The organism is Pseudomonas sp. ACN5 (genome assembly GCF_002303975.1).
Lineage (GTDB): Bacteria > Pseudomonadota > Gammaproteobacteria > Pseudomonadales > Pseudomonadaceae > Aquipseudomonas > Aquipseudomonas laurylsulfatiphila.
Window position 1 is genome coordinate 559,700 of sequence record NZ_MRCP01000001.1, and the last position, 26,339, is coordinate 586,038.

A 26,339-nucleotide genomic window follows, 5' to 3' on the forward strand; every position below is an offset into this window, starting at 1 on the left:
GCTGAGTCCGTGGTCATGGCAATTGCGCTTCCAGCGGGCCGCCCAGCACTTTCAGATACTCCAGCAGTGCCCAACGCTCCTGCGGCTGCAACCAGCGGCCGATCACGCCATTGCCGGGTTTGCCGGCACGGAATTCATGACCACTGTTGTGGTTGCCGGTGATTCGCGTGTCGAACAGGAAACCGTTGGCAAAGGCTTCGGTGCGGTAACCCAGGTGCCTTGGGTCATATTCGAAAGTGCCTTTGTAGAACGTGGTTGCACGCTCATCCTGCGGCGACAGCAATTGATAAAGGCTCGGTACCGAGCCGTTGTGCAGAAACGGCGCTGTCGCCCATACACCCGCCAACGGCCTGGCCTTGTACGAACGCAATTCGCGTACGCCAATTGGCAGGCCGAAACCGTCCATTTCCGGGTGCTCGGCGGGGGTGACATTGGCGTCCCGATAGGCGCGGTCGCGGACAAATGCAGTGACATAGGCCAGCCCCTTGGCTACGGACAGCTTGCTCAGGTCCAGTGGTTCGTCGGGTTTTGGCTCTACATCAAGTTTTTCCAGTTCCGCCTGCTTCCACTGCAGCGCCGTCAGGTCAAAGCGATGGTCGGCGATGTTGTTGGCCGCGCCCGGGTCTGTGCCGATGTCATCCACCGGGAGCATTTTCAGGTGCTGAACGTATCGTCCCTCGCCCTGGGTAGTGCGCGGTACATGACAGCCCGCGCAGTTTTCCGCGAACAAGGTGCGCCCCTTGGCTGCCAGCGGCTTGTCGATGGTGCCCAGCAGGTCTTCCGGCCAGGCCGGAGGCGAGAGTCGTTGCAGGGTTTGTTCGATCAGGTGCAGGTCGCGCACGCGGACACTGGAGGGGTAGCGGGCATCGCCCATCAGCGGCTGGCCGTTCTGGTCGAAGAAGTTCAGCGTGGCACCGACGCCCAACGCCTCGCCGATGTTGCGGGCCATCGGTTGTTTCGCCGAGCCGTTCCACTGCACCCATTCGAACGTCCACATGTCCCACAACTGCGGATAATCGACCGGAGCATTGGCCACGCGGTAGTTGTCGGGGGAAATCGCGTCACCGAAGCTGGCGTTGGCAATGCGCCCGAAGGCGTCGGTGCGCCCCGGTCCTTCCTCGGTTGGATAGAGCCCGCGATGGGTGTCGTTCCAGGCCACTTTGAGGAATGTATCGAGTGAAGTCTTGAGTTCTTTGCGCAGTTGTTTGTGGCGCGTCTCGTAGTCCTGGCCCAGTACGTTGCGTGCGAAACGTTCGAATTTCCACGGGTTGTAGTAGGTCGAGACCAGGCTGGCGACCAGGGCTTGTCCGAAACTGCCCCCTTTGAGCGTAGGAACGCTGGACGGCAGGACATGCTGCGCCGAACCGCCGTCGATACGCACGGCTTGCCCCTTGAAGCGCAGTTCGCCGGTGTGGCAGGCCGCACAGGTGATATCCAGAAACACATCCGGGCTGTCGGCATTCTGATGCCGGGTAAAGCCTGCGGGGAGGTTGCCGGGGTTGTTCGGCGTCGGTTTCTGGCCGGGGTCCACCAGAAAGCCGAAGCGCGCGAGGTAGTCGGGGGCGGCAAAGCGTTGCTGCGAGAAGGGCAGTTCGAGGGCGGTGAACCAGTCATAGCGCAAGCCTTTGACCTGGGTGCCCTGGGGGGTGAAGTAATAAGTCTCTCGGTCGACGGCGCTCCATTGCTCCAGGTAATGCACCTGTTGAGCAGGCGACCAGGCCGGCAATTTCGGGTTGGCGACGTAATAGAGAATCACGGCCAGGGCCAGCCCGAGCAGGACTGTGATGAGAGCCAGCAAGCGTAGGAAGAGGCGCAAGATAAACATCCTTGTCGAATTATCATGCTGTTATGCCCGAGTGCCCAAGGTGCGGCAAGAGGCCATTACGCCAGATTGCAGGTTCAGGAATCAGCCTCTGTCGGAACAAGATGAAAGAAGCTTCATCACTCCAATTGTGAAAAGCGTTTAAACACCTGAACTTATCAATTGATTCCGGCTCTCATGCCGGTAGCCATTGGTCGTGGCGGCCTGATAAGCTCGCGGCTTTACTCGATTGCCCTTTAGGCGCATGAACAAGGAAATAGCATGAAACAGCATCGGTTGGCGGCGGCGGTGGCCCTGGTTAGCCTGGTACTCGCGGGTTGTGATTCGCAGACCAGCGTAGAGCTGAAAACTCCGGCGCAAAAAGCTTCCTACGGCATTGGCCTGAACATGGGCAAGAGCCTGGCTCAGGAAGGCATGGATGATCTGGATTCCAAAGCTGTAGCCCAGGGCATCGAAGACGCCGTCGGCAAGAAAGAGCAGAAGCTCAAGGACGAAGAACTGGTTGAAGCGTTCGCCGCACTGCAAAAGCGTGCTGAAGAACGCATGGCCAAGATGAGCGAAGAGTCGGCCGCTGCCGGCAAGAAATTCCTCGAAGAAAACGGCAAGAAAGCCGGCGTGACCACCACCGCTTCGGGCTTGCAGTACGAAGTCGTGCAGAAAGCCGATGGCCCTCAGCCAAAGCCGTCTGATGTAGTGACCGTTCACTACACCGGCAAGCTGACCAACGGCACCGTATTCGACAGCTCCGTCGAGCGCGGCAGCCCGATCGATCTGCCGGTCAGCGGTGTGATCCCGGGTTGGGTCGAAGGCCTGCAACTGATGCACGTTGGCGAGAAGTACAAACTGTACATCCCTGCTGACCTGGCTTACGGCGCTCAAAGCCCGAGCCCGGCGATTCCAGCCAACTCGGTGCTGGTATTCGACCTGGAACTGCTGGCCATCAAGGATCCGGCAAAAGAAGACGCCGCTGCCAAGTAACCAGCGTCTGCTTCGATAACAACGCCTCGCTTATGCGGGGCGTTGTTGCATCTGGCGTTCGGCACGGGTAAAAAAAACGAACAGGCGCTCTAGGTCGGAGTCTTAGGCATAGTAGTGTCGGCGGTAGATGCACAAGGCCGCCAAGTCAATGAAATTATGGGTTTTTTTTGATGAGTAAAAAACGCCCGATCTGAACGCAGGCCTTGTAAAACGGGGCTTGCAGCGATGAAAAGCAGCTCTGTTCACAAGGTTATCCACAATTTGTGTGGATAACATTTCAACGGGAGGAATGATGAAAGCACCCTGGAGTTTCGCTCGTTTCCTGCCACTGGCCGGACGTCTGCTGGCACGCGGTCGATTGCCGACCCTGTTGTTCGCAGTCGCCAGTAAAGGTGCAAGCCAGGGCAATCGACTTGGCAAGATCAAGGACGACCTGAAGCTGTTGCAGGCACTCTGCCTGGCCTACTGGCGTGGCGAGTATCGCGCCATCAGCCCCAAGGCGCTGGTTTCGGTTGTCGCGGGCCTGATGTACTTCCTCAGCCCGTTGGATGCGGTCCCGGACTTCATTCCGCTGTTCGGCATGTTCGACGACATCGCAGTCCTGGCGTGGTTGGTGAAAGTACTCGACGACGAGCTCAATGCCTTCCGCGCCTGGCGCAAACGGCAGGTCCCGGAGAAGCTCGCGGTGGTTGAGCGCCTGCCCGATACCCCCGAGCAACTTCAACTGCAAGGCTCGAAAAAACGCTGAGTCGATTTTCACGACTTCATAGATTGATGCCCCCCGCGACCTTGGCCGCTGTTAGGATTACACTTCTAGGGAAAAGTGCCGACTCGCTAAGTGTTGTTGTCCTACGGGGTAGTGATGGATATTCAGATAATTACACGCGAAGGCGAGCCCGAGTATGCGGTTCTGCCATGGGCTCAATATCAGGCGTTATTGAACGCAGCGGGTATCAAGGAGCAAGCGTCGCCTCAAGCCACGAAGCCTCAGGCGGCGACACCAGACGCGATTCTTCCGGGTCTGGATCAACTACGCAGTTTGCGCGAGGGGAAGGGCATCGCCATCGAGGCGCTGGCCCGCACGGTAGGCATCAGCCCGTCTTACCTGGCCATGATCGAAAGTGGCGAGCGTCTGCCCGACGCCGCGATTCGCCGCAGCCTGGCTTGGGAATTGACGGTGCCAGGATGGAGGGATGAATCGTGAGTGTACGCATCAGCCGTCAACACTGGGACGGATTGCTGGGCGAACTGGATCAGGCGCGGCGCCAGCGCCATCTGTTGACGTATCGGGCATTGCTGGAGCGTTTGCAGTTGCCGACCCCGGCCATGCAGACCCTGACGGCGGCCCTTGAGCATCTGGCGGCTCTGGACGCCAAGGCGGAGCAGCCATTGCGCAGTTCGCTGGTGATCAGTCAGGGCGCCAGCCGTTTGCCGCGCACCGGATTCTTTGAGTGTGTCGAGCGTCTCGGGCGTTTTTCCGGGCCGTCGGACGGCGTTGCTGCCGCGTCCTGGCACGCTTCGGAAGTGGTGCGGGTGTTCGAGTACGAATACCCGGAATCGGCCGAGGCCTGAATGTTTTTGCAAATCAAGGCGCGAGCCGGGTACTGGCTCGCGCGTCGGTTGTTTCACTGGTCGTGGTTTGTTCGCCAGCCGCAGGGCTGGCGCTGGCTCGAAGGTCAGTTTGCACGCATGGCCAACCTGGGCGACGTCGGCGCCCAGAGCTTCTATGGGCACATCCTGACGTTTCGCGGTGTCGGCCTCGGTGCTCGTGAGGAGGGCGCGCGTTTGTTGCGCCTGGCGGCATTGGCGGGCGATGGCAAGGCAGCGTATCAAGTGGGCGTGATCAGTCTGGCCGGGACGGCGAGCAAGGCGCCGGATCCCCTTGAAGCGGCGCGATTCTGGGAGATCGCGGCGAAGGCCGGGCATCCGTTGGCGCCGATCAAGTTGCAAGAGTTGGCGTCTCGCGAGGCTGAGCTATAACCCTGGGCCTGTCTGCAAGGCGACCTGTCTTTTGTTGACTGTGTACATATCCGTTTCTTCGGTAACGGCGGCTTATGGTTTCGCCCTTACGGCGACTCCCTTTTTTACAAGCGCCTAAAAAAGGAAGCAAAAAACGCTCGCCCCTTACGTACGGCCCCTCGCTGAGGCTCGGGGTTCCTTCACTCCGGTATTCATCCGGGGGCATTGCCCTCCGGTCGGCTTCGCTTCGACCTACATGCAATGAGTTCGACTGCGTCGAACGGCGCTGCGCGCCCATCCCCGGATGAACACCTCCGCTCAGCCTGCCGAGGGGGCGGGTGGATCAAGATCAAGAGCGGCAGGCGAGCTAACGCTCGGCCTGTTGAATGGTGAGGAGCGTGGGGGGACGCGGATCTGCTTTTGCTCTGCTCTTCTGTGGGAGCGGCGGTGCGGCGATCCGACTTGCCCGCGAAGGCGTCCTGCCAATCACCGCTACCCCATCAGGCAAGCACCTTCACGTTCCTGCACCACCCGGCTGTCAATCACATGCACGCTATACCCCTGCACATTCTTCGCATGGTGCTTGGCTTGTGACGCCATTTCCGCCAGCTGGCTCGCATCGAGTTGTCCACAGGCCTGTGGATGAAGATGCACCACGCCGATCGACAGCGACAACAGCGCAAACTCCTGCCGCATGCCCTGGCGATTCGGTGCGATGAAGCAGCCGGCTTCCAGGTGCTCGCTGCGGTAGAAGCGCCGGCACTGGCTCTGGAAGTCGTCGAGCAACTGGTTCAATCGTTTGCGCCAGTCTTCCGGGCCGAGCACCAGCAGGAAATCATCACCGCCAATGTGGCCGACAAAGTCGCGGGACGGGTCGATGCGGTCGTTCAGGCATTGCGCCAGGCACAACAGGACTTCGTCGCCGCGGCCATAGCCGTAGATGTCGTTGAAGGGTTTGAAGCTATCGATGTCCACGTAGCAGATCACCGATTCCCGTTGCTGTTGCAGCAGACGCGTCAGGCATTGCTGGATCGGCACGTTGCCTGGGAGCAAGGTCAGCGGGTTGGCATAGCGGGCTTGCTGGATCTTCAGTTCGGTAATCAGTTTGAGTACGTCTATCACGCGGCCCAGCCCAAGATAGCCGCCATTGAGGGTGATGATGAAATCTTCTTCGATGCGCTGGCGGGCACGGCCTGTGATCAGGCGACTGACTTGTTGCAGCGACTGACTCAGCTCGACGGCGAGGAAGTCATCGTTCATCAGGCGACTGATGGGTTTGCGGGCGAACAGATCGGTGGCAAAGGGCTTGAGCAGGGCATCGGAGAGCGAATGCCGATGGACGATACCGCAAGGCTGACCCTGTGCATCCAGGACCGCCAGCGAGTTCAGGTTGGCCTGGCGGCGAAAGGCTTCGAGCACCGTGGCGGTCGGGGTGTCCCGGTTCACGGCGGGTTGCTCGTTGAGCAGTGCGCTGAGGTCGCTGCCGTCTTCGCTCAGTACAACGCTGGTGCTGTCCTGGCGGGGCATCATTGCCCGGGCATCCCGTGGCGGGTGTTCCTGGGGGCGACAGAGCAGATAGCCCTGGACCAGATCGACGCCCATCTCGGTCAGTACCGTGAGCTCTTCCGGTAACTCGATACCTTCGGCTATGACTTGCGCCCGCGAGGCCTTGGCGATTTGCAGGATCGAGCCGACGAACTCGCGCTTGAGCGCATCCTGATGAATGCCATCAATGAAATGCCGGTCGATTTTGACGTAATCCGGCCGCAGTTCGGACCACAAACGCAAGCTCGAATAACCCGCTCCCAGATCGTCCAGCGCAATCGAAAATCCCATCGCCCGATAGTGATGCAGGGCGGTTTGCAGCAGCTGGAAATCATCCGTTGGCGTCTGTTCCGTGAGCTCGATGACCACCTGACTCGGCGCAATGCCGAAGTCCTGCAGCAATTGCAGGGTGCGTCCCGGTTGATGGGCCGCTTCGAGCAGGGATTCGGGGGATACGTTGAGGAACAACAGGCCGGGCAGTTGTTGTTCATTGAAACGTCGGCAAGCGCTTTGGCGGCAGGCAATTTCCAGCTCGCTCAAACGACCGGCCTGGCGGGCGACGGCGAACAGGGCGACAGGGGAGTGCAAAGGGCTGTTGGACGGCCCGCGACTGAGGGCTTCGTAGCCGAGAATGCGCCGCTCAGAGAGGCTGATGATCGGTTGGAACAAACTGTGCAAACCGCCTTGAGTCAGGATCGAGCTCAATGCACTCAGTTGTTCGGTTGTGGTCATGGCGATCTCTGGCGATAAAAAAAGGACTGGCGTGGTCCCTTTCGACAAGGAGCACGCCAGTCCCGTATTTCACGACAGAATGATGACTGTTTGATGACGCCCCGGAGGGCGTTAGCATTAAATTGCCATCACCTGTTTGTAAGCACTCAGTGCTTCGCCACTGCCGTATTGAGTTTCAGGTAGTCCAGCAGAATCCGCCCTGTTTCGCTGAGGTAGGCGTCGTCTTCCGGTTTGGTCTTGTCGTCCTCGGCCGCCAGGGCGTCCTCGTCTTCTTTCTTCAGCTCTTTGAGCGGTTCTTCGCCCTTGGCCTTGCGACGGATGTTCTCCATGGCCAGCTGTTTGGCTTCGATGTCGGCGTGCTGGGCACGACGCTCGACTTCATTGAGGCTGACGGTTTTCTCGGCCATCAGTTTCTGCGCCAGGGCCAGCTTGTCGCGGATGAACACGAACTCCGCATCTTTGGCCGTACGCACGTCATGCTCGGACTGGAGTTGCGTAATGTACGGCTTGAATGGGTCGACCGCCGGCTTGATCGCCGCCTTGATGGTGTCCCACGGCATGGCTTCGGGCAGGGCGCTTTCACCGATTTCCTTGGTGTCGATGATCGACGGGTAATCGATGTCTGGCAAGACACCCTGATGCTGGGTGCTCTGTCCGGAAACCCGGTAGAACTTGGCCAGGGTCAGTTTCAGCTCGCCATGGTTGAGTGGCTGGATGGTCTGCACGGTACCTTTGCCGAAGGTCTGGCCGCCGATGATCAGTGCGCGGTGGTAGTCCTGCATGGCGCCGGCAAAAATCTCCGAAGCCGAAGCGGACAGGCGGTTGACCAGCAACGCCATCGGGCCTTTGTAGAACGCGCCCGGGTTTTCGTCTTCCAGCACGTCTACACGGCCATCGGCGTTACGCACGAGCACAGTCGGGCCTTTGTCGATGAACAGGCTGGTCAGCTCGGTGGCTTCCTGCAAGGAGCCGCCACCGTTGTTGCGCAGGTCGATGACCACGCCGTCGACTTTCTCTTTCTGCAGTTCGGTCAGCAGTTTCTTGACGTCGCGGGTGGTGCTCTTGTAATCCGGGTCGCCGGCACGGAAGGCCTTGAAGTCCAGATAGAACGCCGGGATCTCGATGACGCCGAGCTTGTAGTCCTTGCCGTCCTGCTTCAGGTTCAAGACCGATTTCTTCACGGCCTGGTCTTCGAGCTTCACCGCTTCGCGGGTGATCGGCACGATCTTGGTGGTCTGGTCGTTCGGCGCATTGCTGGCCGGGATCACTTCCAGGCGCACCACGGTGCCTTTCGGACCACGGATCAACTTGACCACCTCGTCCAGGCGCCAGCCCACGACGTCGACCATTTCCTTGTTGCCCTGGGCAACGCCGATGATCTTGTCGGCCGGTGCCACCTGCTTGGTCTTGTCCGCCGGACCTGCCGGCACCAGGCGCACGACTTTCACCTGGTCGTTATCGCTCTGCAACACGGCGCCGATGCCCTCGAGGGACAGGCTCATGTTGATGTCGAAGTTCTCCGCGTTATCCGGCGACAGATAGTTGGTATGCGGGTCGTAGGACATGGCGAAGGTATTGATGTACGCCTGGAAGATGTCTTCCGCGCGGGTCTGGTCCAGGCGCGCCAACTGGTTCTTGTAGCGCTTGGTCAGGGTTTCCTGGATCTGCCTGGAATCCTTGCCGGCGATCTTCTGGCGCAGGACCTCGTCCTTGACGCGTTTGCGCCACAGGTCGTCGAGTTCCGCGGTGGATTTGAGCCAAGGGGCGTCCTTGCGGTCGATCAGCAAGGTTTCCTTGGCGGTGAAGTCGATCTTGTCGACGCCCTTGTTCAGCTCGGCAAGGGCAAAGTCCAGACGCGCCTTCACACGGTCCAGGTAGCGCTTGTAGATGGTGAACCCGGCGTTCAGGTCGCCGCTCTTGAGGAAGTCGTCGAACTGCGTCTTCCACTTGTCGAATTCGGCAATGTCGCTGGCCATGAAATAGCTGCGCGATGGATCCAGCAGCTTGAGGTAGCTGTCGTAGATGATCACCGAGCGCGCGTCATCGAGTGGCGGCTTGCTGTAGTGGTGGCGTTTGAGCAATTCCACGACGTTCAGACTGGCGATCACTTCGTCACGATCGGGCTGAAGCTTGTCCCAGCTATTGGCTGCGAATGTATTGCTCGACATCGGCAGCAAGCCGATACCGATGAATAAGGCGAGGGCAGTGCTGGGGAACAGATGCTTCATGCTGATTCGACGCGGGGACAATTGATAACGCATATTAGGCCGTCTTTGAAGTCGCCGGCTCTTTGGGAGCCGGTCGCATAATGCAAAAAGCCCGGCGATACAGCTTCGGGCTCAGTCCAGACTCACTATGGAGGCACTGTGAAAGCATTGCAAGGCGTTGACGGTCAAGTGGTATGGGTTGATGAACCCAGTCCTGCATGCGATGTAGGGCAAGTTCGTATTCGAGTGGCGGCAGCGGGCCTCAATCGTGCCGATTTGTTGCAGAAAGCCGGTCTTTATCCGCCACCGCCAGGGGCCAGCCAGGTGCTCGGTCTAGAGTGCTCGGGGGTCATCAGCGAGGTCGGCGCCGGCTCCTCCTGGCAGGTGGGCGATCGGGTTTGCGCCTTGCTGGCCGGGGGCGGGATGGCCGAAGAGGTGGTTGTCGACGGGCGGCATGTGCTGCCGGTTCCCGACGGAATGTCACTGGTGGAAGCGGCGGCATTGCCCGAAGTTTATGCAACAGTCTGGCTGAATTTGTTTCAACTGGCTGCGCTCAAGCCGGGACAGAAAGTTCTGCTGCACGCCGGAGCAAGTGGCATTGGTTCAGCGGCCATTCAGCTGTGCAAGGCCTTCGGTAACCCGTGCTGGGTCAGCGTCGGCTCTGCCGAGCGACTGGCGTACTGCGAAGCGCTGGGTGCCCAGGGCGGCGTGGTGCGTAACGGTGATCTGGAGGGCTTGCGGGATCTGGGGCCGTTCGACGTGATTCTCGACCCGGTGGGCGGCAATTACGCGGCATTGAACCTGAAGTTGCTGGCTCAGGATGGTCGCTGGGTGTTGATCGGTCTGATGGGCGGGCGCGAGGCCAAGCTGGATCTGGCCCTGGTGCTGGCCAAGCGCGTGCAGTTGCTGGGCTCGACCCTGCGCAGCCGGGATGATCAGTTCAAGGCAGATCTGTTCAGCGATCTGGGCCTGCACGTGTGGCCGTTGTTCGCCGAGGGGCGCTTGAGTGCGCAACTGGCCAGGACATTCCCGATCAAGGATGCCGAGGCAGCGTTTGCCGAGTTGGCGAGCAATAACGTGGCGGGGAAGGTGGTGTTGGTGATTGACGAGAGTCTGAACTGACAACGAGAAACCTGTGGGAGCGAGCTTGCTCGCGATTAGCGGAGTGTCAGTTGATATTAATGCAACTGACTCGCCGCCATCGCGAGCAAGCTCGCTCCCACAGGGGGGCCGGGTTATTTCCAGAGGTGGATCGGCCATCCGGCTTTTTCGGCGTGTTCCAGTAATACCGGGTCAGGATTGACCACATGCGGGTAGTCCACCTTCAGCAACAGCGGCAAATCATTACGTGAGTCGGAATAGAAACTCGCGCCTTCGAGGTTTTCCTCCTCCGCATCCAGCCACTCCAGCAAGCGGGTGATCTTGCCTTCGCGATAGGTCAGGGTGCCCACGGTATGGCCGGTGTAAACGCCCTGAACCACTTCCAGTTCGATGCCCAGAATCTCGTCGATGCCCAGGCGCTCGGCGATGGGGCGGACCAGGTGGGTGCCCGAGGCCGAGATCACCAGGATCCGGTCGCCGGCCTTGCGGTGTGCCGCGATGGCTTTGGTGGCGTCACTGAAAATGATCGGCTCGATGTAGTTTTCCACCCAGGGGCCAACCAGATGCTCGACCTCTTGTGGCGTGCGGCCGATCATCGGCTCCAGGCTGAAGGTCATGTAGTCTTCCATGCGCAATTTGCCGTGGCTGTAGGCATCCATCAGCTCGTTGTTCTGTCGCATGAACGACTCGGGGTCGACCCAGCCCAGGCGACCCATCTGCTCGCTCCAAAGGGTGGCGCAGTCGCCGTGGATCAAGGTTTCGTCCAGATCAAAAATTGCCAGGGCCATCGGGTTCTCTCTGAGAACAGCTGCAAGCTGCAAGCTGCAAGAATTGGGTTAGGTGGTCAGCAGTCTACAACTTGAAGCTTGCAGCTTGAAACTTGCCGCTGCCTTCAAGCTACCTCACACAGGGCCGTCGGATCGATGGAAAGCGCCAGGCGCTGACCATCGGGATGCAGGTCGGCCGCCGAGCGGTTCAGCACATCCACCACCAGTTCCACGCCCCGGGCTTCGACCCGGTAGCGGATTACGTTGCCCAACAGGCTGTGGCTGCGTACCTGCGCGTCCAGTTCACCGTTGAGACTCAGTTCGATGGCTTCCGGGCGAATGGCGATGCGCTTGTTGATTGGCCGCTGCAGCAGCTTCGAGGCGCTGTCGGCGTCCAGCAGGTTGTAGTTGCCGATGAAGCCGGCAGCGAACACATCCACCGGCGCAGTGTAGAGGGTTTCGGCGTCGCCGCTTTGTACGATTTTTCCCTGATTCATCAGGAAAATCCGGTCAGACATGGTCAGGGCTTCTTCCTGATCGTGTGTGACGAAAATCGTGGTCAGGCCCAGTTCGCGCTGGATCTGACGGATCTGTTCGCGCAGGTGCTTGCGAATGCGCGCATCCAGCGCCGACAGCGGTTCGTCCAGCAGCAACAGGCGTGGCCGGGTCACCAGCGAGCGGGCGAGGGCGACGCGCTGGCATTGGCCACCGGACAGCTGATGTGGATAGCGTGCGGCGAAGTCCTGCAACTCCACCAGTTTCAGTACTTCGGCGACGCGTTTTTGGCTGTCATCGGCATTGACCTTTTGCATGCGCAGACCAAAGGCGACGTTTTGCTCCACGGTCATGTTGGGGAACAGCGCATAGCTCTGGAACACCATGCCGATCCCGCGTTTCTGCGGGCTCACCGGCACGATATCGGCACCATCGAGCAAGATTTTTCCGCCATCCACCGAAGTCAGGCCGGCGATGCAGCGCAGCAGGGTGGATTTGCCGCAGCCGGAGGGGCCGAGCAGGGTGACGAACTCACCTTTCTGGATTTCGCAATTGATGTCGCTGAACACTGTGGTGCCGGCGAAGCTTTTCTGAAGATGTTGGACGCTGACATAGCTCATTCGCTTTTGTCCCTGTTCAAGATATTGGCAATCCAGGTCAGAACCAGCACAAAGAAGAAGTAGGAAATCACCAGCGCACTGGTGAAATGACCGCTGCTGTTGCGCATGTTGTTGAGGTAGACCTGCAGGGTTTCGTAGCGGGTGCCGACGAGGATGTTGGCGAACACGAACTCACCGAACAGGAACGAGAACGACAGCAGCAGCGCCACCATCAGGCCCTTGCGCAGGTTCGGCAGCACCACCAGGAAGGCGGCTTGCCAGGTACTGGCGCCGAGCAACTGGGCGGCGTCCATCAGGTCGCGCAGGTTGATCGCTTGCAGGTTGTTGGTGATCGCCCGGTACATGAACGGCAGCGCCACGGTGAAGTAGCAACCGATCAGGATCCAGGGTGTACCGACCATGGCGAACGGTCCGGAACCATAGAGCTGCAGCAGCCCCACCGACGACACCACCGGTGGCACGGCGAAGGGCAGCAGGATCAGGATGTTCATCAGCGCATCGAGTTTCGGGAAATGGTAATGCACCACAAACAGCAGCGGCAGGATCAGCACCACGGAAAGAACCAGTGAACCGACGCAGACCAGCAGCGATTGCCCGAACGCATGCAGGAAGCGCGGATCGCTCCACAGCTGGATGTACCACTTGAGGGTGAAGCCGCTGGGCAGAATGGTCGCCGACCAACTGCTGGCGATCGAATAGATCAGCGTGCCGGCCAGCGGCAACAGCAGGATGGCAAACAACAGGTAAACCACGACGCGGTGGTAGACACCGGCGGGCCCGAGTTCAGCGCGAGACATGGTAGCTCCTCTTCAACAGCAACTGATGCACGATGGTCACCAGGGTCATCAAGGCCACCAGCACCACGGCCAGGGCGCTGGCCAGGTTCGGGTCCAGGGAAATGTCACCGGACACCATCGCCGCAATGCGGATCGGCAGCACGTTGAAGTTGCCGGTGGTCAGGGCGTACACCGTGGCGTAGGCGCCGAGGGCGTTGGCCAGCAGGATCACGAAGGTGCCCAGCAGTGCCGGCGTCAACACCGGCAATCCGATGTGCCGCCAGTACTGCCAACCGTCGGCGCCCAGTAGCGCAGCGGACTCTCGCCAGTCTTCGCGCAGCGCATCGAAGGCCGGGTACAGCAGCAGCACGCCGAGGGGAATCTGGAAGTAGGTGTAGAGAATGATCAGCCCGGTTTTCGAGTACAGGTTGAAATCCTGGATGATGCCGGCCTGCTTGAGCATGATGGTGAAGCTGCCGTTGAAGCCGAGCAAAATGATGAACGCAAAGGCCAGGGGCACGCCGGCGAAGTTGCTGGTCATGTTGGCGAAGGCGTTGACGAAGTTGCGCAGTTTCGAATCGACCCGGCGCAGGGAGTAGGCGCCCAGTATCGCGATGATGATCCCGAACACGCTGGACCAGAAGCTGATCTCGAGGCTGTACTGGATCGCCTGCAGGTAAAACTTCGAACTGAAGATTTTGCTGAAGTTGGCCAGGCCCCAGCCGAACTCTTCCGATTGCAGGCTGTTGATCATCACCCAGGTCAGCGGTGCGATCTCGAACACGATGAAGAACAGTGCGAACGGGACCAGGCATAAGGCTGCCAGCCATTTACTGCGGGTCATGGCATTCACTTGAGCAGCTCCCGGCAAACCGGTTTGTCGTGGGGCGCGCCCAGCAACTCGCAGACGGTGCCGCAGATCTCGGTCTGTTTCGGCGCTGCACCGGCGTCGAAGGTGAATGCGTCGCCGAGAACGAACAACGGCACCTCACGTTCTTCCGGCAGCAGGCCGTTGTGGGAGCGGTCGTTGTTCATGCCGTGGTCGGCGGTGACCAGCACCTGATAGCCGGCATCGAGCCAGCCTTGCAGGTAGTCGGCCAGGATGATGTCGGCCGAGCGGGCACTGTTGCGGTATTGCGGGGTGTCGAGGCCGTGCTTGTGCCCGGCGTCGTCGATGTTCATCGGGTGGATCAGCAGGAAGTGCGGCGCATGGCGCTGGCGCAGGTTTTCGGCGTCGGCGAACAGGTGCGAATCGGGGTAGTGATCGTTCCAGTAGAAATGTCCATGCTGGATCGGCAGTTGCGGGTCATCGGTGTGGCGGTCCCGTGCCGCCACGAAGGGCGAACGGTTGTACAGTTCGCTGACCCAGTGATAGGCCGCCGCGGCGGTGACAAGACCTGCGTCGGTAGCGTAGTGATAGATGCTGCGCTGGTTGGACAGGCGCGAAACGTTGTTGTGGACGATACCGCTGTCGATGGGCGCAACGCCGGTCAGGATGCATTCGTACAGCGGGCGGGACAGGGCCGGCAACTCGCACTCCAGTTTGTAGAGTGCCGCACGTCCTGCACCGACGTACGCCTGCAGGTGCCCCATGGCGTGACGGGCGACCTCGTAGTTGAGGCCGTCGAGCACCACAAGGATGACGTTGTGCTTCATAGGGGCAAAAACTCCGTGTTACAGATATTCGAAGCTCACTCGATCCACTGTGGGAGCGGGCTTGCTCGCGAAAGCGGTGTGTCAGTCGACATCGATGCTGAATGTCAGTCCGCTTTCGCGAGCAAGCCCGCTCCCACATTTGGATCACCATCAGATCCCGAAATGGGGATCTTCCCGGTTATTGCATATTGATGATGACTTCTTCCTGCCACTTCTGAGGAAGGGCCTTGGAGGTCTTTTCCCACGCATCCGCGTCTTTGATCGGCGTCACTTTCTTGTACTGCTCATTAGGCAGCAGCTTGGCCTTCACGTCGGCCGGCAGTGTGATGTGCTCGGCACGGATCGGGCGGGCGTTGCCCTTGGCCAGGTTGATCTGGCCGGCGTCGCTGAAGATGTATTCGCGGGTCAGCTTGGCGGCGTTCGGGTTTTTCGCGTACTTGTTGATGATGGTGGTGTAACCGGAAATCACCGAGCCGTCGGACGGGATCAGCACCACGTAGTCATCCGGGTTGGCCATCTTGGCCTTGTAGCTCAGGCCGTTGAAGTCCCAGACCACGCCGACTTCGATTTCGCCTTTTTCCATGGTGGCAATCGTCGGGTTGGACATCGACAGGCGACCTTGCTTGGCGATGTCGGCGAACAGATCCAGGGCGGGCTTGAGGTTTTTCTCGTCGCCACCGTTGGCCAGTGCCGCGGCCAGTACGCCGTTGGCTGCCTGGGCCGCGGTGCTCACGTCACCGATGGACACCTTGTATTTGCCGTTCTTGAGGTCAGCCCATTTGGTCGGGGCTTCGGAGCCGTGCAGCAACTTCTTGTTGACGATGAAGGCGATGGTGCCGGTGTAGGCCAGTGCCCAGTTGCCGTCCTTGTCCTTGGCCCAGGCTGGCACCTGATCCCAGGTGGAAGGCTTGTAGGGCTGGACCACGCCTTGCTTGACCGCGATCGGGCCGAACGCTGCACCGACGTCGCCGATGTCGGCGCTGGCGTTGTCTTTCTCCGCGGCGAACTTGGCGATTTCCTGGGCCGAACTCATGTCGGTGTCGATGTGCTTGAGGCCGTATTTGTCGCTCAGGTCTTTCCAGGTGCCGGCCCAGTTGGCCCAGTCATCGGGCATACCGACGCTGTTGACGGCGCCTTCCGCTTTCGCAGCGGCTTCCAGGGTTTTCAAATCATCGGCCGCCATGGCGGCAGTGCACATTGCGATGGTCGAGCCTAACAGTGATGCCAGGAAAAGCTTTTTCATTCCGAAGCTCCTTGGGTCGTGTTCAACGCTGCGATTGCGGTTTGTGTTGGTCTAGGTCAGCAATACCTGAGCCAATTTAAGGGGGCTGGATGACACTTTGATGTCGCTCGTCGCCCTGGAGGACTTTTTGTTCAGCGGTATCGCGACTGGCCTGATAAGCGTAGACCATGGTCAAGGCCTCGGCTGGCAAGGGACTTGGCCGATGAATTGCAGGTTTTTGAGCTCGCAGAATGGCGACCGTTGGGCAGCTTTGTCACATCTCGGTCATCTACGCTGCCTACGCTTGCAGACTATTGAATGAGCCGGTTTGCGCGGCGGTTCTGCCCTGATTTGGTGCTGGTCTAGTCCAGAAAGGAAACGTTGATGCGTGAAGAGGCAACAAAAGCGGTAACAGCCATCGGTCAGGTGCTTCAGGAGCAGATCGACCACGGACTGTTGACCCCTGGCAGCAAATTGCCGGCCGAGCGCAAGCTCAGTGAATTGTTCGGCACCACGCGGATCACTTTGCGTGAGGCGTTGTTGCAGTTGGAGTCGCAGGGGCAAATCTACCGCGAGGAGCGTCGTGGCTGGTTCGTCTCGCCGCCACGCCTGGCGTACAACCTGATGCAGCGCAGCCACTTTCACGCGATGGTCAGTGCCCAGGGGCGGGTACCGTCCACCGAGGTGATTTCTGCGCGATTGCAACCGGCGTCGGCGGCCGTTTGTGCCTGGCTGCAATTGCCGGCGCTGTCGAGCGTGATCCAGATCTGCCGCTCACGGCGGATCGACGGGCGGCTGGTGCTGTATGTGGAGCACTATCTGAACCCGCAGTACTTTCCGGGCATCCTCGATTTCGATTTGAATCAGTCGATCACCGAGTTGTATTCGCGGCATTACGACTTGCACTACGGGCGGGTGCGCTTCGAGATTGTGCCCACGGCGTTGTCGGTGGATGCGGCGGCGGCGTTGAAGGTGTCGGCGGGTAGCCCGGGCTTACGGATTGCCCGCGTCAATTATGACCAGCATGAACGCCTGATCGACTGTGACCTGGAGTTCTGGCGGCATGATGCGATTCATGTCGGTGTGGATGTTGTCTAGCGTCCGACCTTCCTGTAGGAGCGAGCTTGCTCGCGATGGTCGTTAACGATTACGCGTGTTTACTGGCAAAACGCGGTGTTCTTGAGTTCATCGTCGGAACGCCGCCCGGAGCAAGCTCGCTCCTACAGGGGCTATTCATTCTGCGGGCCACCACCGGTGGTCATTACCTGAATGCTCATCCGTGGTGTCGCCAGATCCAGTCCGGCTTCATCCATGTGCCGCTTGAGTGACAGGTTGAACGCTCGCGACACTTCCCACTGCTTGATCGGCGCGGTCTTGAAGCGGGCGCGCAGGATCGCGTTGCCCGACTCGAAACTTTCCACCCCCTGGAACTCCAGCGGTGACCAGATATTGCGCCGCTGCAACGGATCGGTGCGCATTTTCTGGCCGACTTCGCGCATCAGTTTGATGGCGTTGTCGATGTCCATGTTGGCCGGCACCGCGACCCGGAAGATCGCGTAGCCGAATTCCCGGGAGTAGTTCTTGATACTTTTGATTTCACTGAACGGAATGGTGTGGACGATGCCGTCGATGTCCCGCAGGCGCACGGTGCGGATGGTCAGGCCTTCGACCGTACCGAGGTGGCCGCCGACATCCACGTAGTCGTCGATGGCCAGGGAGTCTTCGATGATGATGAACAACCCGGTAATCAGGTCGGCCACCAGCGACTGCGCACCAAAGCCGATGGCCAGACCGATCACACCGGCACCGGCCAGCAGGGGCGTGACGTTCATGCCCATGTTCGCCAGGGCAACGATCAGCGCGACAATGAAAATGGCCACGAACAGCACGTTGCGAATCAGCGGCATCATCGTCTGCGCGCGGGCATTGGCCAGGCCTTTGCGTGAGCGGGTCAGTGCGTGGTGAACGGCGGTGTCGCTGAGAATCCAGATCAACCAGGCGAACAGCAGCGTGCCGGCGAGGCTGAACAGCTTGACGCTGACTTCGTGGCCGTCGCCTTCGGTAAAGCGGATCAAGGACATGCCCCAGACCCGCAGGCCGAGCTCGATAAAGGCCAGCCACACCAACAGGTGGAGGATTGTGTAGAAGAAATTCTTCAACCGTTCCGAATACACGGCGTAACGCCGGATGCCGCGCTGGGGCTTGAGGGCGTGGCGGCGTACCAGGCCGTTGATGACCATGCACAACACCAGCAACACGGTGCAGATCAGCGACTGGCGCAGGGCCGTGCTGGTGTCGCCGGCGGAAATGAAGGTCGCGAACAGGGAAATGGCCACCAGCACCAGCGCCGGCACGTACCAGAAGGTGCCGAGAATCGACAGAGTGTCGTTGAGGGCGCGGCGGGTCAGGCGTCGGGACAGCGGCTGGTTGCGGATCAGGTGGGCGATCGGGCGGCGGAAACGCAAGATGAACCGCGCAGTGAACAAGGCTGCCAGGACGTTGGCAATCGTGGCTGCCGTATGGGCCAGATGACTGCCGAGGCTGGCGACCAGTTTTGGATCGCTCAGTGCTTCGCCAAACGCGGCGAAACTGCCGATCAGCCACAGCGGTCGAAACGCCTGGTGCCGCAGAATGTACAAGGCGCGGTGGCGGTGTGGGCCGTCGAGCAGGGAAAAGGCAATCACGCAGATGGCCGAGAAGCAGGTGCCGACGACCAATGCATAGGCCAGCACCATGGCCAGGCTTTTGCCCAGGGACGAGGGCAGGGCATAGCTCATGTAGATCGTGATCACCAGGGCGATCAGCCATGGCCCGAGCTTGCGCAAGGCAAAGCGCAACATGTCCAGGGCACGGGGGTGCTGCGGCAGTTCTTCAGTCAGGCCGAAACGCATGCGCACGCGGTGGCTGATCCAGATCAGCGCGGCGGCCAGCAGGCTCCAGACCATCAGGATCATGGCGAACGCCAAGAGCATCGGCAGCCATTCATTGGCCGGCAGCGCCAGGGCCATCAACTCTTCCTGGGCCTGGTCGAACTCGCTGGACCAGCGCGTGAGCGGACTGTCGTCGCCGGAAAATTTCTTTTCGATCGTGGCCAGGGTTCCGCCAATCAGGCCCAGCACGCCTTCTTCGGTAATCGGCTGGGCCTGTTTGGTGGTGTCACGCAGCCTTTTCAGATCGGCCAGCAGCTGGGTGCGTTGCTGATCGTTTTCCAGTGACTTGATCACTTCGTCCAGGGACTGCCCCAGCGGTTCCTGTGCTTCGGGCTGTGCCTTGGCCTGGCCGCCGAGCAGGCTTGGCAGGCCGGCCGCCTGGGCAGGTGCCACTGGCAGCAGCATCAGGCAGGCAAGGAAAAAATACGGAAGGGCAAAAAGACGAGCGAACACTAGGCGGTCAACCTCGCAAGGAGCGGATCGACCGAGTGTACGAGCCCGTCAAAATCAATGCGAGCCAAGGGCGATGAATTATTCGTTGAGTTTGGCGAGGATCTTGATCACCACGGTCGCGAGGATGGTCAGCATGCCGATCCACATGGCGAACACACCGGCATTTTTGTCGCGAAAGTTGAAACCGACGGCCAGCAGGAGCATCCCGGCAAGAATCGGGATCAGCATGGCGTGAAAGGAGGACATCGAGATCATGGAGACAGCCTTGTCGAAGGGATACTTGAAGTCTAGGCCGCTTTTGACGCGGCCGGCGTGATGTGTGTGTAGGAGCGAGCTTGCTCGCGATGGATTTCAGGGCGCCGCGTTTATCCAGTAAGCACGCATGACCGTTCACGTCCATCGCGAGCAAGCTCGCTCCTACAGGGTTTACGGCAATTCGCGGCAGGCGTAGAACGCGCTCAGTACCTTGACCAGGTGCGCCAGGTCGTGGCTGCCGCACAGTTCGCGGATCGAGTGCATGGCGAATGTCGGCAGGCCGATGTCCACGGTGCGCACGCCCAGGTGGCTGGCGGTGATCGGGCCGATGGTCGAGCCGCAGCCCATGTCGCTGCGCACCACGAAACTTTGCACCGGCACTTCTTCAGCCATGCACAGATGACGGAAGAACCCGGCGGTTTCGCTGTTGGTGGCGTAGCGCTGGTTGCTGTTGACCTTGATCACCGGGCCGGCGTTGAGTTTCGGGCCGTGGTTGGCATCGTGCTTGTCGGCGTAGTTCGGATGCACGCCGTGGGCGTTGTCAGCCGAAACCAGCAGGGATTTCTGAATGGTGCGTACGAATTCATCACCTTCAGGCAGCAGGCGACGCAGGGTTTGCTCAAGCATCGGGCCGTCGGCACCGCAGGCCGAGCAGGAACCGACTTCTTCGTGGTCGTTGCAGACCAGCACGCAGGTTTCGTCGGTGTCGGCCGTCAGCAGCGCTTGCAGGCCGGCGTAGCACGACAGCAGGTTGTCCAGGCGCGCGCCGGCGATGAAGTCGCCATGCAGACCGATGACCGCAGCGCTTTGGGTGTCGTAGAAACTCAGCTCGTAATCGAGCACCACGTCGGCATTCAGGCCATGTTCGCGGGCCAGTTGGTCGGTGAGCACTGCGCGAAAGTCCACGCGCTCGTCACCGGCGAATTGCGCGAGGATCGGTGGCAGTTCGGTCTGGGCGTTGATGGCCCAGCCCATGTTGGCTTCGCGGTTGAGGTGAATCGCCAGGTTCGGAATGATCGCGACCGGGGCCTTGAAGTCGATCAACTGGCTCTCGACCTTGCCGTCACGCCGGAAGGTCACGCGGCCGGCCAGGGACAGGTCGCGGTCGAACCACGGTGCCAGCAGTGCGCCTCCATAGACTTCGACACCCAGCTGCCAGAAACCCTGGCGCTGCAGCTCCGGTTGCGGCTTGACGCGCAGGCACGGGCTGTCGGTGTGGGCGCCGACCAGGCGAATGCCGCCGTGCAGCGGCGAATGGCGGCCCATTTTGATCGCGACAATCGAAGAGTCATTGCGGGTGACGTAGTAGCGGCCGTTGGCTTCGGTATTCCACGGCTCGCGCTCGTCGAGGCGTTGATAGCCCGCCGCTTCCAGGCGCTGAACAAGGCTGGCGGTGGCATGGAACGGGGTAGGGGAGGCCTTGAGGAAATCGATCAGGCCTTGGTTCAACTCTTCGCGCATAAAGTAGCTCCAGACAGCAGTGGCGCCAGTTTAACGTATTGGTCAGGGAATTGGCGGTGGTGTGCGGGTGGAGTGGCGCCCCGCCCCGCCCTGTAGGAGCGGGCTTGCTCGCGATGGTCCCAAGAACACCGCAGGGCGCCAGGCTTCCCGCGTTATCGTTGACGACCATCGCGAGCAAGCTCGCTCCTACAGGGGGGAGTGCGTTGCGTTCAGAACGGTGCCGGGCACTCGAAGCGCAGGCGCTCGCCGGTCTGGGGATGGGTGAAGGTCAGCATGCTCGCATGCAGGCACAGGCGCGGCCAGGCCGCCAGCGCCTGCTCGTGGGCATAGAGCCCGTCGCCCAACAGCGGATGACCGATCGAAAGCATGTGCACGCGCAACTGGTGGGAGCGGCCGGTAATCGGTGTCAGCTCAACGCGGCACCAGTCGCCGCAACGCTCCAGCACACGCCAGAAGGTCAGCGCATGTTTGCCGAATTCATGATCGACCACATGCCGCGGCTTGGTTGGCGGGTCGTAGCGCAAGGGCAGGTCGATGCTGCCGCTGTCCAGTTCCGGCTGACCCCAGCACAGGGCGGTGTAGGCCTTTTCGGTTTCGCGGTCGTGAAATTGCCGGGACAGCTCGCGATGGGTATCCGGGTCGCGGGCCAGCAGGATGATGCCGGACGTTTCCCAGTCCAGCCGATGGACGATTCGCGCTTCCGGGTAGCCGTTTTCCTGCAGGCGGGTAATCAGGCAGTCCTTGTTGTCATCGGCCCGGCCAGGGACAGAGAGCAACAGGGTCGGCTTGTTCACCACCAGTACGGCAGCGTCCTGATGGATGATGTGGATGTTGGACAACGGCATTAAAACAGCCTCGTAACAAACGCCAACGGCGGCTCAGGCCCCTTCCGGTTGCAGAAGGGGCCTGAGCCGCCGTGGCTCCTGGCGGATCGACTCAGCGATCAGGCAGGGTGATGTTGAGTTCCAGAATCGAGCAGCTGCCCTGGCTTTCCAGTGCGACGTGCACGTCATCGGACCCGATATTGACGTACTTGCGGATCACCTCGACCAGTTCCTTCTGCAAGGCCGGCAGGTAGTCCGGGGTGCTGCGTTGGCCGCGTTCGTGCGCCACGATGATCTGTAGACGCTCTTTCGCTACCGACGCGGTGCTTTGCTTTTTGTTGGCACGAAAGAAGTCAAAAAGGTTCATTGCTTAGTTGCCTCCAAACAGGCGCTCGAAGAATCCCTTCTTCTGTACATCAAGGAATCGATGATCCACGGTCTTGCCCAGCAGGCGGTCAACGGTATCGCTGTAGGCCTGGCCGGCATCGCTCTGGTCGTCGAGAATCACCGGAACACCCTGGTTGGATGCCTTGAGCACCGCCTGGGATTCAGGGATCACGCCGAGCAGGGTCACCGAAAGGATTTCCTTGACGTCTTCTACGCCGAGCATTTCGCCTTTGCTCACACGCTCCGGGTGGTAACGGGTAATCAGCAGGTGTTCCTTGATCGGGTCTTCGCCGCGTTCGGCACGACGGGACTTGCTGGCCAGCAGGCCGAGCATGCGGTCGGAGTCACGTACCGAGGACACTTCCGGGTTGGTCACGACGATCGCTTCATCGGCGAAGTACATGGCCAGGTGGGCGCCTTTCTCGATGCCCGCCGGGGAATCGCAGACCACGAACTCAAAGTCTTCCTTGAGTTGCATCAGGACTTTTTCCACGCCTTCGACGGTCAGCGCGTCTTTGTCGCGGGTCTGGCTGGCGGCCAGCACGTAGAGGTTTTCCAGGCGCTTGTCTTTGATCAGGGCCTGTTGCAGGTTGGCTTCGCCGTTGACCACGTTGACGAAGTCATACACCACGCGGCGCTCGCAACCCATGATCAGGTCGAGGTTACGCAAGCCCACGTCGAAGTCGACGATCACTGTTTTGTGGCCGCGCAGAGCGAGGCCGGTACCGATAGCGGCGCTGGTGGTGGTCTTACCCACACCACCCTTGCCGGATGTAACCACGAGAATCTTGGCCAAGGTGTTTCACCCCTAAGGAAAAAGGACTTTTCAGCCCCTGAAAAACATCTCCTGAAAAACTACTGCAGTCGGACAGCCTTGGCTGGAATCCGGTTTTGAGCGGCGCTTACCCCCGGTAAACACTGCTTTCGGCCTTTTTCCTACTTCGTTTGAGCCGTTTTCGCTATGTTTTAGAGATGCTTGGAAAATGCGGCAGTATCCGTTAAAGCCGAATGATGTTCAACACGTCGCCGGACAGGCTGACCTGCACACCCGAACCCCACAGAGGATCGCGGCGCAGATCTTCGGAAACCTTGTAATGTCCGGCAATGGAAATCAGTTCAGCACTCATTTGCTGACAGAAAATCCGCGCCTTGGTGTCGCCCTTGACGCCGGCCAACACGCGACCCCGCATCGGGCCGTATACATGGATGTTGCCATCGGCGAGAAGTTCCGCCCCCGGGCTGACCGAGGAGATCACCACCAGATCGCAGCCCTGGGCATAAATCTGCTGGCCACCACGTACTGGCGAGGTGATGATTTTTGTCGGTTTGATGGTCGGTTCAGGCGGTTTTTCCGGTTTTTTCTTCGGTTCGCCTTCGGTCAGGTCCAGTGGACGCTCCCGGGCACCGGACGGTGGCAGCACCGGCAGGTCGACCGCAATGGCGGCGGCGATGTCTTCGATGCGGCTGGCGCGGATCGCCAGGGTGCGCAGGCCATGCTGGCGGCAAACGCGCATCAGACCTGGCAGATCGACCGCGCCTTCGCTGGCCGGGAGTTTGTCCAGGGCCAGTACCAGCGGCGCATTGCTGAAGAAGTTGGGCGCCTGGGCGACCTTGGCGGCCAGTTGCCGATCAAGGCTTTCGAGGTCGTTACGGGCCAGTTCCAGCACCGTAATGGCCAGCATGCTGCCCTTCAACTGGAACACGGGATCTTGGTCTAGCGGTTCGGTTTGGCTCATGGTCGGCATACAACGACTTGTCACTAAAAGTGCCGAGACTTATAACGAGAACGCCCGCAGGCCGCAAGCCGGGTCGAACGATGTAGAATGCGCGGCCATTGTCATTCCGGAAGCATTAATGGACCGCCCGCGTTTTCGAAAAGCATTTCTATCTCCACGTTTCTGGCCGCTGTGGTGTGGCCTGGGGCTGTTGTGGCTCATCGTCCAGTTACCGTATCCGGCACTGCTGTGGATCGGTCGAGCATTGGGCGCATTGATGTATCGCGTGGCCTGCGACAGACGGCGCATTGCCAAGCGCAACCTGGAACTGTGTTTTCCGGAAAAAACCGCCGCCGAACGCAAACGCCTGCTCAAGGAAAACTTCGCCTCCACCGGCATCGCATTTTTTGAGATGGCGATGAGCTGGTGGTGGTCGCGCAAGCGCCTGGCGAGTCTCGCTCACGTTGAAGGGCTGGAGTATCTGCAGCAGGCCCAGCGCGAAGGCAAAGGCGTGATCCTGATGGCGCTGCACTTCACCACGCTGGAAATCGGCGCGGCGTTGCTCGGTCAGCAGCACACCATCGACGGCATGTACCGCGAGCACAAGAATCCGCTGTTCGACTACATCCAGCGCCAGGGCCGCGAGCGGCACAACCTCGATTCGCTGGCGATAGAGCGTGAAGACGTGCGCGGCATGCTCAAATTGCTGCGCTCGGGCCGCGCGATCTGGTACGCGCCGGATCAGGACTACGGCGCCAAGCAAAGCATCTTCGTGCCGCTGTTCGGCATTCAGGCGGCGACCGTCACCGCCACGAGCAAGTTTGCGCGGCTGGGCAAGGCACTGGTGGTGCCGTTCACCCAGGAGCGTCTGGCGGACGGCAGCGGTTATCGCCTGGTGATCCATGCGCCGCTCGAAGGCTTCCCCGGTGAAACCGAGGAAGAAGACTGCATTCGCATCAACCAATGGATCGAAGGCGTCCTGCGCCAATATCCCGAGCAATACCTGTGGGCCCACCGCCGCTTCAAGAGCCGTCCACCGGGCGAGCCGAAGCTGTACGCCAAACGCCGTTGAACCCCGATCCCCTGTAGGAGCGAGCCTGCTCGCGATGGACCAAAGGGCGCCACGGGGCGTCAGGCTCCCAGCGTCATCGTTAACGTCCATCGCGAGCAAGCTCGCTCCCACAAGGGAACAGGTCGAAACAACGAAATCCCATCAAGCACCATGGAGAGTTGTGCATGAGTCCAGCTGAACCGGTTACAGGGTTGATTCTTTCCGGCGGCGGGGCTCGGGCGGCTTATCAGGTCGGGGTGCTGGCGGCGATTGCCGAATTGCTGCCGCCGGGGGCGAGCAATCCGTTTCCGGTGATCGTCGGCACTTCGGCAGGCGCGATCAACGCCGTCAGCCTCGCCAGCGGGGCAATGGACTTTCGTCATGCCATCCAGCGCCTGACGGCCTTCTGGCAGGGCTTTCGCAGCCCTCTGGTATTGCGCAGTGACTGGCCCGGGGTCATTCGCCAGGCCACTCGCTTTGTCAGCCATAGTTTGCTCGGCATCGGTTCCCAGGTTCCGGTGGCGCTGCTCAACAGTTCGCCGCTGCGGGATCTGCTCAACGACAAGCTGCATATGGGGGGCATCGCCGAAGCGATCGCACAGAAGCAATTGCATGCGGTGGCGGTCACGGCGTTCGGCTATGAGTCCGGCCAGGCCGTCACCTTTTATCAGGGCGGCGGCAAGATCGATGCCTGGTTGCGCCATCGACGCATCGGCGTTCCCACCCGACTGTCGGTTGAACACTTGCTCGCCAGTTCGGCGATTCCACTGCTGTTCGCCCCGGTGAAAATCGGCGAAGAGTATTTCGGTGATGGCGCGGTGCGTCAGTCGGCGCCGATCAGCCCGGCGCTGCATCTGGGCGCCAGTCGGGTGCTGGTGGTGGGCGTCAGCGGCAACCCCCGCGGTATCGACCCGCAACAACCCTTGCAGCGCAGCTACACCGGGCAGCAACCGACCCTGGCGCAGATCGGCGGGCACATGCTCAACAGTACGTTCATTGACAGCCTGGAAAGTGACATCGAACTGTTGCAGCGCCTGAACCAGTTCAGTCACCTGATGCCTGATGGCACACCGACCCGCGCATTGGGCGTGGCGCCGGTGGACGTGCTGGTGATTTCACCGAGCCAGCCGATCGATGAGATTGCCGCGCGACATCGTCAGGAGTTGCCGCCGGCATTGCGCCTGTTTTTACGCGGGCCGGGCGCGACCAAGACCAGCGGGGCAGGGGTACTGAGCTACCTGCTGTTCGAGTCGGGGTATTGCAGCGAGTTGATCGAGTTGGGGCGCAGCGATGCGTTGGCCAAGCGCGGGGAGTTGTGCCGGTTTCTCGGCTTACTGTAGGAGCGAGCTTGCTCGCGATGGACGTTAACGATGACGCTGGGAG

General features: G+C 60.4%; 25 protein-coding genes. 9 read left to right on the top strand and 16 right to left on the bottom strand.

Annotation, left to right across the window (positions count from 1 at the left end; translation table 11 throughout):
• Nucleotides 1-13 precede the first annotated feature (13 nt).
• Nucleotides 14-1,816 (bottom strand): di-heme-cytochrome C peroxidase, encoded by a 1,803-nt coding sequence (locus BSF40_RS02710; protein WP_095964061.1) that lies wholly within the window; start codon nt 1,814-1,816, stop codon nt 14-16.
• A 267-nt stretch (nt 1,817-2,083) separates the two neighbouring features.
• On the opposite strand from BSF40_RS02710, the gene BSF40_RS02715 reads away from it, so the two are divergent.
• The 5 genes from BSF40_RS02715 to BSF40_RS02735 all read left to right on the top strand — a co-directional run bounded on the left by BSF40_RS02715 (nt 2,084) and on the right by BSF40_RS02735 (nt 4,780).
• Nucleotides 2,084-2,800, top strand: a complete 717-nt coding sequence (locus BSF40_RS02715) for an FKBP-type peptidyl-prolyl cis-trans isomerase (RefSeq protein ID WP_007997283.1) — start codon at nt 2,084-2,086, stop codon at nt 2,798-2,800.
• 292 nt (nt 2,801-3,092) lie between these two features.
• Nucleotides 3,093-3,548 carry a YkvA family protein gene (locus tag BSF40_RS02720; RefSeq protein ID WP_095963995.1) on the top strand — a complete coding sequence of 152 codons (456 nt, stop codon included), beginning with the start codon at nt 3,093-3,095 and terminating at the stop codon, nt 3,546-3,548.
• A gap of 114 nt (nt 3,549-3,662) precedes the next feature.
• A complete protein-coding gene (locus BSF40_RS02725; RefSeq protein WP_015096140.1) occupies nt 3,663-4,004 on the top strand; it encodes a helix-turn-helix transcriptional regulator in 342 nt (113 codons plus the stop codon).
• Nucleotides 4,001-4,372: a hypothetical protein gene (locus BSF40_RS02730; RefSeq protein WP_003223109.1), complete on the top strand. Its 372-nt coding sequence runs from the start codon at nt 4,001-4,003 to the stop codon at nt 4,370-4,372. The genes BSF40_RS02725 and BSF40_RS02730 overlap by 4 nt, the downstream gene beginning before the upstream one ends.
• On the top strand, nt 4,373-4,780 hold the full coding sequence (locus tag BSF40_RS02735) for a hypothetical protein (protein ID WP_095963996.1): 408 nt from the start codon (nt 4,373-4,375) through the stop codon (nt 4,778-4,780).
• Between the two features lie 471 nt (nt 4,781-5,251).
• On the opposite strand, the gene BSF40_RS02740 is transcribed toward BSF40_RS02735, so the two are convergent.
• Together BSF40_RS02740 and BSF40_RS02745 are read right to left on the bottom strand one after the other, a co-directional pair.
• The gene (locus BSF40_RS02740; protein ID WP_095963997.1) at nt 5,252-7,036 is read right to left on the bottom strand and encodes a bifunctional diguanylate cyclase/phosphodiesterase; all 1,785 of its coding nucleotides are present in this window, start codon (nt 7,034-7,036) and stop codon (nt 5,252-5,254) included.
• Between the two features lie 146 nt (nt 7,037-7,182).
• Complete coding sequence (locus tag BSF40_RS02745; protein ID WP_172435661.1) at nt 7,183-9,264, bottom strand: carboxy terminal-processing peptidase; 2,082 nt, start codon at nt 9,262-9,264, stop codon at nt 7,183-7,185.
• Between the two features lie 138 nt (nt 9,265-9,402).
• Here BSF40_RS02745 and BSF40_RS02750 point away from each other — a divergent pair, with 138 nt between their 5' ends.
• Complete coding sequence (locus BSF40_RS02750; protein WP_095963999.1) at nt 9,403-10,365, top strand: zinc-binding dehydrogenase; 963 nt, start codon at nt 9,403-9,405, stop codon at nt 10,363-10,365.
• 113 nt (nt 10,366-10,478) lie between these two features.
• On the opposite strand, the gene BSF40_RS02755 is transcribed toward BSF40_RS02750, so the two are convergent.
• The 6 genes from BSF40_RS02755 to BSF40_RS02780 all read right to left on the bottom strand — a co-directional run bounded on the left by BSF40_RS02755 (nt 10,479) and on the right by BSF40_RS02780 (nt 15,901).
• Nucleotides 10,479-11,132, bottom strand: a complete 654-nt coding sequence (locus BSF40_RS02755) for an HAD family phosphatase (RefSeq protein WP_095964000.1) — start codon at nt 11,130-11,132, stop codon at nt 10,479-10,481.
• 104 nt (nt 11,133-11,236) lie between these two features.
• Nucleotides 11,237-12,226 carry an ABC transporter ATP-binding protein gene (locus BSF40_RS02760; RefSeq protein WP_095964001.1) on the bottom strand — a complete coding sequence of 330 codons (990 nt, stop codon included), beginning with the start codon at nt 12,224-12,226 and terminating at the stop codon, nt 11,237-11,239.
• On the bottom strand, nt 12,223-13,023 hold the full coding sequence (locus BSF40_RS02765; RefSeq protein WP_095964002.1) for an ABC transporter permease: 801 nt from the start codon (nt 13,021-13,023) through the stop codon (nt 12,223-12,225). The genes BSF40_RS02760 and BSF40_RS02765 overlap by 4 nt, the downstream gene beginning before the upstream one ends.
• Complete coding sequence (locus BSF40_RS02770) at nt 13,010-13,846, bottom strand: ABC transporter permease subunit (RefSeq protein ID WP_165824810.1); 837 nt, start codon at nt 13,844-13,846, stop codon at nt 13,010-13,012. Before BSF40_RS02770 ends, BSF40_RS02765 begins: the two co-directional genes overlap by 14 nt.
• A gap of 5 nt (nt 13,847-13,851) precedes the next feature.
• Entirely contained in the window at nt 13,852-14,658 is an 807-nt protein-coding gene (locus BSF40_RS02775; protein WP_095964004.1) for an alkaline phosphatase family protein, read from the bottom strand.
• A 178-nt stretch (nt 14,659-14,836) separates the two neighbouring features.
• A complete protein-coding gene (locus tag BSF40_RS02780) occupies nt 14,837-15,901 on the bottom strand; it encodes an ABC transporter substrate-binding protein (protein ID WP_095964005.1) in 1,065 nt (354 codons plus the stop codon).
• 363 nt (nt 15,902-16,264) lie between these two features.
• Here BSF40_RS02780 and phnR point away from each other — a divergent pair, with 363 nt between their 5' ends.
• Nucleotides 16,265-16,978 carry a phosphonate utilization transcriptional regulator PhnR gene (phnR, locus tag BSF40_RS02785; protein ID WP_095964006.1) on the top strand — a complete coding sequence of 238 codons (714 nt, stop codon included), beginning with the start codon at nt 16,265-16,267 and terminating at the stop codon, nt 16,976-16,978.
• Nucleotides 16,979-17,109: 131 nt separating this feature from the next.
• Here the strand turns inward: phnR and BSF40_RS02790 are convergent, their stop codons facing one another.
• The 7 genes from BSF40_RS02790 to minC form a co-directional block, all read right to left on the bottom strand.
• Complete coding sequence (locus BSF40_RS02790; RefSeq protein WP_095964007.1) at nt 17,110-19,263, bottom strand: mechanosensitive ion channel family protein; 2,154 nt, start codon at nt 19,261-19,263, stop codon at nt 17,110-17,112.
• A gap of 78 nt (nt 19,264-19,341) precedes the next feature.
• A complete protein-coding gene (locus BSF40_RS32660; RefSeq protein WP_015096128.1) occupies nt 19,342-19,518 on the bottom strand; it encodes a hypothetical protein in 177 nt (58 codons plus the stop codon).
• A gap of 171 nt (nt 19,519-19,689) precedes the next feature.
• Nucleotides 19,690-20,979 carry a M18 family aminopeptidase gene (locus BSF40_RS02795; RefSeq protein WP_007974949.1) on the bottom strand — a complete coding sequence of 430 codons (1,290 nt, stop codon included), beginning with the start codon at nt 20,977-20,979 and terminating at the stop codon, nt 19,690-19,692.
• A gap of 209 nt (nt 20,980-21,188) precedes the next feature.
• A complete protein-coding gene (locus tag BSF40_RS02800) occupies nt 21,189-21,824 on the bottom strand; it encodes an RluA family pseudouridine synthase (protein WP_007974948.1) in 636 nt (211 codons plus the stop codon).
• 91 nt (nt 21,825-21,915) lie between these two features.
• A complete protein-coding gene (gene minE / locus BSF40_RS02805) occupies nt 21,916-22,170 on the bottom strand; it encodes a cell division topological specificity factor MinE (RefSeq protein WP_007974947.1) in 255 nt (84 codons plus the stop codon).
• Nucleotides 22,171-22,173: 3 nt separating this feature from the next.
• Entirely contained in the window at nt 22,174-22,986 is an 813-nt protein-coding gene (gene minD, locus BSF40_RS02810) for a septum site-determining protein MinD (RefSeq protein ID WP_007974946.1), read from the bottom strand.
• A gap of 202 nt (nt 22,987-23,188) precedes the next feature.
• Nucleotides 23,189-23,926: a septum site-determining protein MinC gene (gene minC / locus BSF40_RS02815; RefSeq protein ID WP_095945248.1), complete on the bottom strand. Its 738-nt coding sequence runs from the start codon at nt 23,924-23,926 to the stop codon at nt 23,189-23,191.
• Between the two features lie 118 nt (nt 23,927-24,044).
• Between minC and BSF40_RS02820 the strand changes: the two genes are divergently transcribed.
• Together BSF40_RS02820 and BSF40_RS02825 are read left to right on the top strand one after the other, a co-directional pair.
• Nucleotides 24,045-24,977: a lipid A biosynthesis lauroyl acyltransferase gene (locus tag BSF40_RS02820; protein WP_095964008.1), complete on the top strand. Its 933-nt coding sequence runs from the start codon at nt 24,045-24,047 to the stop codon at nt 24,975-24,977.
• Between the two features lie 164 nt (nt 24,978-25,141).
• The gene (locus tag BSF40_RS02825; RefSeq protein ID WP_095964009.1) at nt 25,142-26,296 is read left to right on the top strand and encodes a patatin-like phospholipase family protein; all 1,155 of its coding nucleotides are present in this window, start codon (nt 25,142-25,144) and stop codon (nt 26,294-26,296) included.
• The last annotated feature ends 43 nt before the right edge of the window (nt 26,297-26,339 follow it).